This window comes from Paenibacillus sp. MAHUQ-63 (genome assembly GCF_028765165.1).
Lineage (GTDB): Bacteria > Bacillota > Bacilli > Paenibacillales > NBRC-103111 > Paenibacillus_E.
The window spans coordinates 123,142-135,493 of the sequence record NZ_JARADB010000003.1 but is presented as its reverse complement, the minus strand read 5'-3'; the positions used below and the strand labels follow the sequence as shown (position 1 = coordinate 135,493).

12 protein-coding genes are annotated in these 12,352 nt (G+C 52.2%); all 12 read left to right on the top strand.

The features are described 5' to 3' along the window. Nucleotides 1-40 precede the first annotated feature (40 nt). Complete coding sequence (gene rpiA / locus PUT07_RS16985) at nt 41-721, top strand: ribose-5-phosphate isomerase RpiA (RefSeq protein WP_274469485.1); 681 nt, start codon at nt 41-43, stop codon at nt 719-721. 27 nt (nt 722-748) lie between these two features. Then, nucleotides 749-1,474: an SDR family NAD(P)-dependent oxidoreductase gene (locus PUT07_RS16980; protein WP_274469484.1), complete on the top strand. Its 726-nt coding sequence runs from the start codon at nt 749-751 to the stop codon at nt 1,472-1,474. 27 nt (nt 1,475-1,501) lie between these two features. Then, the gene (locus PUT07_RS16975) at nt 1,502-2,140 is read left to right on the top strand and encodes a ThuA domain-containing protein (RefSeq protein ID WP_274469483.1); all 639 of its coding nucleotides are present in this window, start codon (nt 1,502-1,504) and stop codon (nt 2,138-2,140) included. 72 nt (nt 2,141-2,212) lie between these two features. After that, nucleotides 2,213-2,683 (top strand): DinB family protein, encoded by a 471-nt coding sequence (locus PUT07_RS16970; protein ID WP_274469481.1) that lies wholly within the window; start codon nt 2,213-2,215, stop codon nt 2,681-2,683. A gap of 156 nt (nt 2,684-2,839) precedes the next feature. After that, on the top strand, nt 2,840-4,018 hold the full coding sequence (locus PUT07_RS16965) for an MFS transporter (RefSeq protein WP_274469480.1): 1,179 nt from the start codon (nt 2,840-2,842) through the stop codon (nt 4,016-4,018). Between the two features lie 136 nt (nt 4,019-4,154). Then, nucleotides 4,155-4,481, top strand: coding sequence for an L-rhamnose mutarotase (locus tag PUT07_RS16960; protein WP_274470857.1), 327 nt, complete (start codon nt 4,155-4,157; stop codon nt 4,479-4,481). Between the two features lie 206 nt (nt 4,482-4,687). Next, a complete protein-coding gene (locus tag PUT07_RS16955; RefSeq protein WP_274469479.1) occupies nt 4,688-6,460 on the top strand; it encodes a cache domain-containing sensor histidine kinase in 1,773 nt (590 codons plus the stop codon). Nucleotides 6,461-6,463: 3 nt separating this feature from the next. Continuing rightward, nucleotides 6,464-8,017, top strand: coding sequence for a response regulator (locus tag PUT07_RS16950; protein ID WP_274469478.1), 1,554 nt, complete (start codon nt 6,464-6,466; stop codon nt 8,015-8,017). Nucleotides 8,018-8,131: 114 nt separating this feature from the next. Further along, complete coding sequence (locus tag PUT07_RS16945) at nt 8,132-9,454, top strand: ABC transporter substrate-binding protein (RefSeq protein WP_274469477.1); 1,323 nt, start codon at nt 8,132-8,134, stop codon at nt 9,452-9,454. 78 nt (nt 9,455-9,532) lie between these two features. Then, entirely contained in the window at nt 9,533-10,420 is an 888-nt protein-coding gene (locus tag PUT07_RS16940; protein ID WP_274469476.1) for a carbohydrate ABC transporter permease, read from the top strand. A gap of 12 nt (nt 10,421-10,432) precedes the next feature. Further along, nucleotides 10,433-11,278 carry a carbohydrate ABC transporter permease gene (locus tag PUT07_RS16935; protein ID WP_274469475.1) on the top strand — a complete coding sequence of 282 codons (846 nt, stop codon included), beginning with the start codon at nt 10,433-10,435 and terminating at the stop codon, nt 11,276-11,278. Nucleotides 11,279-11,321: 43 nt separating this feature from the next. Further along, nucleotides 11,322-12,347 carry a glycoside hydrolase family 88/105 protein gene (locus PUT07_RS16930; protein WP_274469474.1) on the top strand — a complete coding sequence of 342 codons (1,026 nt, stop codon included), beginning with the start codon at nt 11,322-11,324 and terminating at the stop codon, nt 12,345-12,347. Nucleotides 12,348-12,352: the final 5 nt, after the last annotated feature.

Sequence of the window (12,352 nt, the reverse complement as noted above, 5' to 3'; positions counted from 1 at the left end):
ATGACAGGATGTCTCGAACAGAAGGGAATGAGAATGGCCGATGGCTCATGAGAACAGCAAACGGGCGGCAGCCGAGAAAGCGGTAGAGGCAATTCAGGACGGGATGATCGTAGGCTTGGGTACGGGCTCGACGGCCTATTGGGCTATCCAGCAGATTGGCAGAAAAGTAAAAGGCGGACTCCGGATTCAAGCGGCGGCGACATCCGTGCAGTCCGAGCGGCTGGCCGTGGAGCTGGGCATCCCCTTGATCCCGCTCGCCGACATCGAAGAGCTGGATATCACGATTGACGGCGCGGACGAAGTCGATGGCGCGTGGAATGTAATCAAAGGCGGCGGAGGCGCACTGCTTCGCGAGAAGATTATAGCCGCGGCAAGCAGGAAGCTGATCGTCGTTGTGGATGAGAGCAAAGTCGTCCGGGAGCTGGGACGATTCCATCTGCCGGTGGAGGTCGTGCCCTTCGGTTGGGAGCTTACTCGCAAGAAGCTGCGCGCGTTAGGCTGCGAGCCCCATGTGAGAATGGTTGAAGGACAGCCCTACGTTACGGATAACGGCAATTACATCATGGATTGCGAGTTCCAGCGAATCGCGCTCCCGAGCGAATGCCACGATGCCATCAACCGCATTCCGGGCGTTGTCGATAACGGGTTATTCATCGGCATGGTGGCGGGCGTCATCGTAGGCTGCAGCGACGGCACGGTGAAAGAACTGAAGCAAGGCTAAATTATGGGGCTTGGGGGAGGACGTCGAATGTTACAGGGGAAATCCGTTTGTATTACGGGAACAGACCGGGGCATTGGCCTCGCGATGACGGAACGGCTGCTTGGTCAAGGATGTATCGTATACGCAGGAGGGATTCGCGGCTGCCATGAGGAGCTGGCGAAGCTTGCCGAGCGGTATCCGGACAAGCTGCAGGCGTTCCGGCTGGACGTCGGTTCCGACGAAAGCGTGAAAGAGGCTGCGAAGTTCATCACAAGCAAGACCGATCGGCTGGACCTGCTCATTAACAATGCGGCGATTCTGGGCGACACGGTCAAGACGGTGCATGACGAGCTGGATTTCGACGACATTCAGCGGGTGTACAATGTGACGGCCGTCGGCGCCATCCGGGTGTCGAACGCGTTAATCGAACCGGTCATGAACGGCGGCAAGCTGATTGTCAACATTTCTTCCGAAGCCGGCAGCGTCGGGAGCAGCAACCGGGAAGCATGGTTCGGATACTGTATGGCCAAAGCCGCGCTCAATATGGGCTCCACGATTATACATAACAAGATTCGCAAGGAAGGCGGAAGGGTGCTCCTGATTCATCCCGGCTGGGTCAAATCGTATATGAGCGGGGAATGGAATCCGGCCGGCACGTATACGGCGGAGGAAGCTGCAGCTCATATCGTAAGCCGGATCGAGGAGCACGGGGACCAGCTTCGCGAGCTGCCGCTGTATATCGAAGCGGATACCGGAAACGAACTGCCTTGGTAAACTTGGGAGATGAGGAGAGAAGAGGCTATGAACAAGCGTACGAGAATATGGATGGTCGGTGATATGGCGGATGCTCCTTGGCATCCGTTAGAGCCGGCGAGAAGCGAGCTTGCCGGCATACTCGGAGACGAATTCGAATTGACGGCTACGGAGAATTATGACAGCTTCGCCTGCCTTGAGCCGGAGGCGTATCCCGTTTGCATTTCCTATACCGATTGCTGGAAGAGAGACCTCACTCGCGGGCAAACGGCGGGGCTGCTTCGCTATGTAGCCGGCGGGGGAAGTCTGCTTGTCATTCACAACGGCATCTCGCTTCAGCGCAGCTACGAGCTGCTGCAAATGATAGGCGCCCAATTCACCGGGCATCCCCCCTATCAGAAGCTGGCTTATTACGGAACTGACGCCAATCATCCTCTCCTGGAAGGCGTAGCCGATTTTGTGCTGGAGGAAGAGCCTTACATGTTCGAGTTCGATCCATTCACGAAGAAGAACGTGTTCATGGAGTTTGAATACGAAGGCAAGCGGTATCCCGCCGCATGGGAGCATGCATATGGACTTGGGAAGGTCGTTTATCTGCAGCCCGGCCATCATGCCCCATCCTTCTCGCCTCAGGCTTACCGGCGGTTAGTGCTGAACAGTGTGCGTTGGCTAAGCCAAAGGACCTGAAATTCCATGTACTTCCAATCGGAGAAATATGCTACAATAGGCCACAAATGAAAAACTGGAGGAGTGAGGACGATGGAGCACTTTTTATTCAATCAGCTGGATTTCGTAAGATCGCAGGTTCTCAAAGCGGTGGAGGGAATCTCCGAGGAGACGGCAGACCGGATTCCGGATGGCTTCCGCAATTCGATCCGGTGGCAGCTAGGCCATATTTATGTCGTATTGGAACGGTTTGCTTTTCAATTCACGGGACGTCCTACGCTCGTTCCCGAAGGATTCAAGGAACAGTTCGAATTCAAGACGTCTCCGTTAACGGCGCCGCCTGGCCTTGCCGTCCCGACCTTGCAAGAGCTGACGGCCTTGCTGAAGGAACAGCCGGCGCGAATCCGCCAGCTTGCGCCCTATCTGCAAGACGAGGTGCCTCCTTATACGACTTCGGCAGGAATGAAGCTGGAATCGCTCGAGCAATTTCTCAGTTTTAATTTGTATCATGAAGGTATGCACTTTAGCGTTATTAAACAATATAAGGTATTGTTAGCCCAATAAATGGCTGTTACAAGACGGAGAAGGAGCGCGCGCATGATGAGATTGACTGCGTTAGCCAGACCGCCCTGCTAAGACCTGATCTTCTGCTGCTCGCGGGCCCCGCCGTTGCGGTTGCGTGTTGAATACACACATCCATAACGGAAAGGAGCTTCGCGCATGGCAAGCCGATTCAACTTACGGATTTTGTTTGCTTTTCGTTTTTTCTCAAGCCTCATCCCGGCCTACGTGATCGAACGGTTGTACTGGGAGGAACGGGGCATGACCATTCCGATGGTCGTGTATACGGAAATCATATTTGCCCTGACCATCGTGCTGTTGGAGGTGCCGACCGGCATTCTGGCAGACAAGTGGGGCCGTAAAAACATGCTCCTGCTGAGCGCGCTGCTCGGATGCAGCGAATTCGCCATTCTGATCTGCGCGAGTGAGTTTTGGCACTTTGCGCTGGTCACTTTCTTGGCGGGCATATCGCGCTGTGCGAGCAGCGGTTCGGAGAATGCTCTGCTCTATGATACGCTGCAGGAGCAAGGGAAGGCGCCGCTGTTCGAGCGAACGCTGGGACGATTGAACGCCTGTGACTTCGTCGCCGCCATCCTGGCGGCGCTCAGCGGAAGCTTTCTGGCGGGCCACTTCGGTCTGAAGCTGAACTATTGGATTTCATTGGTCAGCGCAGCGATAGCGCTTCTACTGGCTTTCCTGCTTGTCGAGCCGCGGAGAGAAGCTGCGGAGGAGGAAGCCTCGATCCCAGCGAGCGCTTATGTGAAGGAATCGCTGCGATTCTTTCGGCGCAACCCGAAGATCTGTCTCGTGATGATCTCCGGCATGGTAACCGGTGCGGCGATGAGCTATATCGAAGAGTTCTGGCAGCTGTACGCCAGCCGGCTCGGCATGCCGGTCCTGTTCTTCGGCGCCCTGTCCGCCGCCATCATGCTGCTGCAGCTGCCGGGCAATCTGCTCGCTTATACACTGGTGCGCCGGTACAGCTACCGCACGTTGATTGTTGTTATCACGGGTGGCATGACCCTTGGCTTCGCCTGTGTGTCGCTGAGTCAGGGCTATGCGGGACTCGCCGCCATGCTGGCTGTCTGCTTGTTCGCAGGCGTCATGGAGCCTCTGTCGGCAGGCTACCTGCACCATCGAATCGGCTCCTCGATGCGGGCAACCATCGATTCTTTCCAATCGCTTGGCGAACATGCACTGAATACGTTCGCCGGCTTGGGATTCGGCTATTTCGCAGGGAAGCATGACATTTTTGGCGGGTACGGCTTCCTTGCATTTCTTTGTTTCGCTTTCTTTATTTGGTTTTTGATCTTGACGATCAAAGAAAAACAAATTTAAAGACAAAAAAACGGCGGCCTCCAGGGCTTCCGTTTTTTGTTTTTCTTTATTTTTATGAGGATAAGCATTGACGGAACGAGGTGGGCGCGCTAAAGTAAAAGCATGAGTGATCCAACATTAGGAGAGGGTGAAACGCATGACAGGCAGCGGTAAATTCGCATGGACATGGACGATTCGGGAGGAAGATCTGGAGGAATACGTACGTATGCATTTGGCTCCTTGGCCGGAAATTATGGTGGAGCACAGCAAAGCGGGGATCCGGGATTATTCCATTTTCCAGAACGGCAATCAATTTTTCTATGTGTTCCACTGCGACGATTTGGAGAAAGCTTTCGCTTACTTGGCTGAGAGCGAAGCTTGCAACCGTTGGAACGCGATTACGTCCAAGATGGTCGTGGGCTCATTCGATTTCCGTGAAGCCGTCCCGATTCAGCCGATGCGCGAAGTATTTTATTTGGCCTAGAGGCTTCGTTCACAAGCAGTCAACGGTAACCGTTATTGCGGAGATGCCGCATCAAGCCAATCCATGGATTGCCCCAAATATTTGACCGCCAAGGATGTTGGGAATCATTCCCAACGTCCTTTTTTACTTTTTATAAAGGGAATAATATGCCCAACCGCGAAGACTGCTACAGGTCTCTTACTTAGAACGAAATGTGGTGATCCATCATGAAAATGGGCTTTCGCCTATGGTTTGACGAAATCCGTAATATGCGCATTAAAGCCAAACTGTTCTTGCTGATTACGATCTCAATGGCTGTCAGCTCAAGTATTTCATTAGTCGGGCTGCAGATCGCCTTCTCGATGTACGATCAGCAAATTTATGAAAAATCTTCTCAAGTATTGAATCTCTCATCGACCTTGATCGAGAATGAGTTGAATAAAGTGGAGCGGTTGACGTTCTCGATTATGTCCGACGAACAGATTCAGCAGCACTTGATCGTGATGAATTCGAACGAATCCGATTATATCCGCATTCAGTCCCGCGCTAAGCTCGTTGACCGGCTGGTGCAGTATATGAACTCGGAGACGTATATTATGGCGGCTGATATTACCGATGTGAAGGGGAACAGCTATTCCAGCGGCAACTTGACAACGCTTACGCCGGAACGGAGACAATTGATTCAAGAAACGTCGGACCGCGGCGCCGGCAGCTTGGGTTGGGTGAACCCGGACGACTTGGATTACAGTCTGATCGCAACCCGGCAGATCCGATCCTCCGACAATTTGGAGCTGAAGAAGCTGGGCAGTCTCGTGCTGCATGTCAACTTGGATAAAATGGTGAATCAGTATGCCAGAGAAGCGGTCACCCGAGAAGGGGAGCTGGTCATCGTCTCCGACGGCCATCTGATTTACCCCCGTTCGGTCAGCACCACTTCGTTGATTAGCGAAGACAGCACATTCGGACTATCGCCGAAAGGGTTTCGCATCCTGGAGCAGGACGGCGACCAATATTTCGTGTCCCATATTCATTCGGACTATTTGGGCTGGACATATTATAACACGCTGCCGTTCCAAACGATTTTCCACAATATCATATTGATGAAAAATTGGATGATCGCCGCGTTCCTCATCTCCTTCTTCCTGCTTGTCGGTTTCGGTATGGCGGTTGCCCGTAGTGTTACACGGCCGATCGAGGGCTTGATCAGCAACATGCGGGGACTGCAAATCGGGGATCTGGAGAATTCGGAGCTGCCGCCGCTGCTGCCTGTCTCCAATCAAATGGATGAAGTAGGGCTGCTCCAACGAACATACCGCATGATGATCGTGCGGATACAGGAATTGATCAAAGAGAACTATACGAAGCAGCTTATCATCAAAGAAACCGAGTTCCGCTCCCTGCAAGCGCAAATTAATCCGCATTTTCTATATAACACGCTGGAATCCATCAACTGGATCTCCAAGATGAACGGACAGAAGCAAGTCTCCCAAATGGTCGAATCGCTGGGCTATCTGCTGCGCTCGTCGATCAGCCTTAAACAGGATATGATTGCGATCGAAGACGAGTTGAAGCTGGTGGAGCATTATATCACCATTCAGAAGGTCCGCTTCGAGGAACGGCTGGATTTCCGGTTGGATGTTCCCGATTCGATTAAGACGCAGAGCATCCCGAAGCTGACACTTCAGCCGCTGCTGGAGAATGCGATTAAGTATGCGGTAGAAGTGATGCTGGAGCCGTGCCAAATTCGGATAACCGGCAGAGAAGAGGATGAGACGGTACTGCTTGTTGTCGAAGATAACGGTCCAGGTATCGATGAAGGGTACTTGGAGCAGATATTGAACGGCGAGCGCAAATCCAAAGGCACAGGCATCGGCTTGAAAAATATCGATGAACGGATCAAGCTGACGTTCGGCGACGATTACGGCATTCAGGTTGAGAATCGCGCGTCCGGCGGTGCCTGCATTACGATACGAATTCCGATGACGAAAAGAGGTTCATGACCTATGTATAAAGTGCTGTTGGTTGACGATGAACGAATGATACTGGAAGGGATTTCCTCGATCGTGGACTGGCCGTCCGCCGGAACGAAGCTGATCGGCACGGCGCGCAACGGCATCGAGGCTTATGCCTTCATTTGCGAGCATGAGCCTGATATCGTGATCAGCGATATTCGGATGCCGGGTATGGACGGTCTGCAGTTGGTGGCCAAAACGAAGGAGACGCACCCGCATACCCGTTTTATTATGCTGTCGGGGTTCGACGAATTCGAATATGCGCAAATCGCGATGCAGCACGGTGTCAAACATTATTTGCTGAAGCCATGCAACGAGAACAGCATTCTGAAGGCGCTGGGCGAAATTGTCGCGGAGTATAAGCAAGAGGAGAGCAAGGAGGATTTCGTCCGATCGATGAAAGCGAACCTGCAGAAGGTGCTGCCTCACGTGAAAGAGCAGTTTCTGAAGGAATTCGTAACGAATAAATCGTACGGGAGCCGGGATTGGGAATATTATCAGGATTTGTTCGGGCTGCATGTCAGCGGGAAGAAAGTCCGGCTGCTGATGTTCCGGATGGAGGACAAGTTCGAGTACGAGCATTTGTTTGCAGTGAAAAATATTGCCGAAGACATTCTTGACGAGCCGCTGTTAAGCTCGACCGTAGCGGAACAGATCATCGTTCTGATCGAGGATCAAGAAGATATGCAGCGTCTGCACGAGCAAATTGCAGAAATCCGGCGTATTTTCATGCTGTATTATAAAATTGATACGACGGCCGCCTTAAGTGAAGCCGGGGAGATCGGGGAAGCCCGCAGGCTCTACTTGCAAGCGCTGGATTGCTTAAGCCACCGGTTCTACCTGGGCGAAGGCGGTCTGATTACGATGCGCGATATTTTGGATTCCGCTGTGCCCAGCCAAGCGGATTTCGTTCACGACGAAGACCGGATCCTGCTGCCGATTCGGGCAGGCAACTGGGAGGAAGCCGAAGCGGGTATCGAAGCCTTTCAAGACCTGCTGGTCAATTCCCGGTTGGACATCGAGACGACGAAATCGTACGTCATCCAAACGTTCATCTCCATGACGAGGCTTTGCGCGGAACCGCAAATGCATCAGTACATGGGCCTAATCGGGCAAATCTCGCTGATGGAGACGCTTCAGGGAAGCATTCAACTGCTGAAACAAACCGCTTCCGAGATTACCCGCGGGATCTTCGAACAGAACCGGAACAAGCATTCACAGGTCGTTCAGAAGGTCATCGATATCGTGAATGCGGAGCTGTCCAACCCGGAATTGTCGCTGAACTGGGTTGCGCACAAAATGCTGTATATGAATCCGGACTATTTGGGAAAATTGTTCAAAAAAGAGACCGGTGAGCGATTCTCGAACTATGTGGTGACCGTTCGCATCAAGAAAGCGATGGAGCTTATTAAAGCGAACGACGACGTCAAAATGTTCGAATTGGCCGAACAATTAGGCTTCGGCGACAATCCGCAATACTTCTCGCAAGTGTTCAAGAAGATTGCCGGCTGTGCGCCTTCGGAGTATAAGAAGCTGTCGATGTGACAGGGGTATACACTGTTTTTTAAACATTTATCGCGGTAATTTTGATTCAACTTTGGCTCCTGTAAGCCCATAATAAGAAATGTGGAGCGCAAGGTATTTAGGGGGAAGCGAACGATGAAACGCAGAAGATTACCGTCCCTGCTCCTGATTCCACTGATGATGGCTATGATCGGATGCAGCGCGAATCAACCGCCAGCAAGCGGAACGCCTAAGACCGTTGAGAGCGGAAATAACGATCGCAAGCAAGAGGTGAAGCTGAGGATAGCCTGGTGGGGCGGCCAAGCCAGACACGACTATACGTTGAAGCTGATCGAAATGTACCGGAAGCAGAATCCGAACGTGCAGATCGATACCGAGTATGCCGGCTTCGACGACTACTGGAAGAAGCTTGCACCGCAAGCGGCGGCCAATCAACTGCCGGATATTATTCAGATGGACATTTCGTACTTGACCCAATACGGGACGAAAGAACAATTGGAAGATTTGTCGGAGCTTGCGCGCAGCGGAACGATCGATGTGAGCTCGGCAGTGCCGAAGTCGGTCGATGCCGGCCGGGTCGAAGGCAAACTGTACGGCATTCCGCTCGGATTTAATGCGATGGGCACAACTTTCGATGCCACGATGCTGCAGGAAGCGGGGATCTCCTCGATACCTGCGAACTGGACGTGGAACGATTTGGAGCAAATCGCCAAGCGAATGAAGCAGCAAGGCAAAGTGCTGGATCATATGCGGTTCGATCAGTTTTTTCCGTATTATTTGCGCACGCAGAATCAGCATTATTTCAACCCGGATGGCACAAGTCTTGGGTTTAGCGACCCCCGATATTTCATAGATTACTTCACGATGTATCTCAAATGGTACGAAGCCGGCTACATGCGAAGCTGGGATAAAGAGTCTCTGTCCAAGCTGACGCCGGAGGAAAACCCCATTGCGCTGGGGGACGGGTTCATGACGATGGCTTGGTCCAATCAATTCGCGACGCTGCAGGAGGCGGCCAAGAAGCCTCTGAACTTAATCGGGCTGCCTGGGCCGAATGGGAAGCTGGGCTTATACTTGAAGCCCACGATGCTGTTCTCCATTGCCAAGAGCTCCAAGCAGAAGACGGAAGCTGCGAAATTCATCTCCTGGTTTCTGAACGATGTGGAAGCCAACAAGCTGATCAATGGCGACCGGGGGATTCCGATTTCGAGCAAAGTGAAGGAAGCTCTGAAGCCTTCGCTGTCCGTCGAAGACCGGAAGGTCTACGATTATATCGCCTGGGCGGAGCAGAACAGCAGACCGATGGACCCGCCCGATCCGATCGGATCGGCGGAAGTGAGCAAGCTGCTGCGGGATATGCAGGAACAAATCTTGTTCCGCAAAATTTCGGTCGAAGAAGCCGCCATCAAATTTATGAGTGAAGCGAATGCCATTTTAGCGAAAAATAAGAAGCGCTAACGCAAGCTGTAACGCAGGGCGGCTCAATTTGAAAATGGGGGCCGCCCCCCTATAAATAGAGCAAAAGGAAGTGGAACTATGAAACTACGTGAAAATGATCACATAGTCGGCTATGTGTTTGTCTCGCCTTTCATTCTCGGATTTCTTATCTTCACGCTGTTTCCGATGTTTTCATCGCTGTATTTCTCATTCACCGAATATGATTTGCTGTCGCCTCCGAGATGGGTAGGGCTGGCGAATTACGAGAAAATGTTCACCAATGACGACAAAATCATAGACTCAATTCGTGTAACACTCATTTATGTCCTTACGTCAGTCCCGATGCGGCTGATTATCGCTTTGTTGGTTGCCATGCTGCTAAACCGCGCAGTAAGAGGGATCGGGTTCTACCGCGCAACGTACTACTTGCCGTCTTTGATTGGCGGAAGCGTTGCGGTATCGATTATGTGGCGCCAAATTTTCGGTGACAAAGGTTTGATTAACGCGTTCCTGGACAATATCGGCATTCACACGACAACCTCCTGGATCGGGTATCCGGCAACGGCGCTCGGCACGCTCGTGCTCCTGTCCGTATGGCAGTTCGGATCGTCGATGCTCATTTTCCTGGCCGGTCTGAAGAACATTCCCGGTTCGTATTACGAGGCTGCAAGCGTTGACGGCGCCAGCAAGGTTCGCCAATTTTTCAATATCACGCTGCCGCTGCTAAGTCCAATCATTCTGTTCAACTTGATTTTGCAAACGATTTCGGGCTTCCTGACGTTCACACCGGCGTACATTATCTCCAATGGTGAAGGCGGACCGCTTAACAATACACTGCTATATTCGTTGTACTTATTCCACCGGGCGTTCACCTTCTTCGAGATGGGTTATGCTTCCGCCATGGCTTGGTTTATGCTGATCTTGATCGGTGTTATCACGCTGATCATTTTCAAAACGTCGAAATATTGGGTTCACTACGAGAACTAGGAGGGGTCTGACATGGCTCTACGCGCTAAAAATATCAAAACCGTGCTGTACCATCTCATCGTTTGTCTGATTGCGATAACAGCGATTTATCCGATACTGTGGCTGGTCGCCAGTTCCCTGAAGCCTAATGAAGAAATCTATACGACCGCCACCAGCCTGATTCCAAGCCGCTTGGAGTGGAGCAATTACTTGTCCGGATGGAAAGGCTTTGCGGGCATTACCTTCGCGACCTTTATGAAAAACAGCTTCATCATCGTCATCTTGTCGACCATTGGTGCAGTCGCTTCCTCAGCCCTGGTGGGTTACGGTTTCGCACGCATCAAGTTCGCAGGAAGCCAATTCTGGTTTTCCATGGTCATGCTGACGCTGCTGCTGCCGCATGATGTTACAATCATCTCGCAGTATGTATTGTTCGCCAAGATCGGCTGGTTATCCAGCTTCAAACCGATTATCGTACCGCAATTTTTCGGCATTCCGTTCTTTATCTTTCTCATTATGCAATTCATTCGCACGATTCCGGGCGAGCTTGACGAGGCGGCCAAAATGGACGGCTGCAGCAAATACAGCATTTTCTTCAAAATTATCGTACCGCTCATTGTTCCGGCCCTTGTTACGGCGGCGATCTTCTCCTTCTACTGGAGATGGGACGATTTCTATACCCCGCTGCTTTACTTGAACAACGCGGAGATGTATCCGGTTTCACTTGCACTGAAGCTGTTCCTGGATAGCGAATCCTTGAACAACTGGGGCGGTATGTTCGCGATGTCAACCGTATCGCTTCTTCCGATCTTTATCGTATTTATCATCTTCCAGAAGTATATTGTTGACGGGATCTCAACGAGCGGTTTGAAAGGATAGCAGGAAGCGTATGACATACGACCAACAAGGAGGAACTGAAGAGATGCCGGCTTTACAATTCGATCAAGATGAAATTCGCAACGTGATAGACCGTGTCGTTCATCGAACGTTTCGCATGGACTTTAATTGGGATTGGCCGGGGGGCGTGGCTTTCTATGGGGTTACGGAAGCTTATGAAGCAACCGGCAAAGCCGAGTATTTGCAGCTGTTGAAAGATTGGGTTGACGAGAAGCTGGAGGACGGGCTGCCGAAGCTGTCCGTCAACGGCATCTCGATCGGACATTCCCTGTTGACGCTGTACAAGGAAACAGGGGAAGAGCGCTATATCGAAATTGCGACGCAGATGGCGGATTTCCTAACCCACGAAGCGGAGCGCTTCGGAGACGGCATTTTCCAGCATACCGTAAACTCGGAGACGTACAATTTCCCTGAACAGGCCTGGGTGGATACGATGTTCATGGCGGGATACTTCCTTGTGCGTATCGGTTCCATGCTCAAGCGGGACGATTATCTCGAAGACGGGCTGAAGCAGTACCACGGTCATGAGAATTGTTTGCAGGACGGGACGACGAACCTGTACTATCACGGCTGGGACAATCTGGCGCAGAATCATATGTCAGGCATTTATTGGGCGCGCGGCAATTCTTGGGCTGCCATTACGATGGCTCGCGCCTTGCAATTGGTGCATGTGACGCACCCTTCGTTCATGATGATCGAAGGCTCTCTGCGCGATCAATTAAGCGCTCTGGTTCGTTTGCAGGATGAGAGCGGCCTCTGGCATACGGTGCTAACGGACAAGGATTCCTATTTGGAGACCTCTGGCTCGGCCGGTATCGCCGCAGCGCTTGTCGGCGCCGGACCGCTATATAACAAATATACGAACAAGTCGATTCAAGGCATCCTCTCCCGGATCAGCGAAGACGGTACGGTGACGGGCGTGTCGGCGGGCACCGCGGTCATGAGGGATCTCGCCGGGTACAAAGGGGTGCCGTATAAGCGGATTCAAGGCTGGGGTCAAGGGCTGGGCTTGACGTTCTTATCCTCCCTGCTGAACCGCAGAGAATGGTAGGAAGG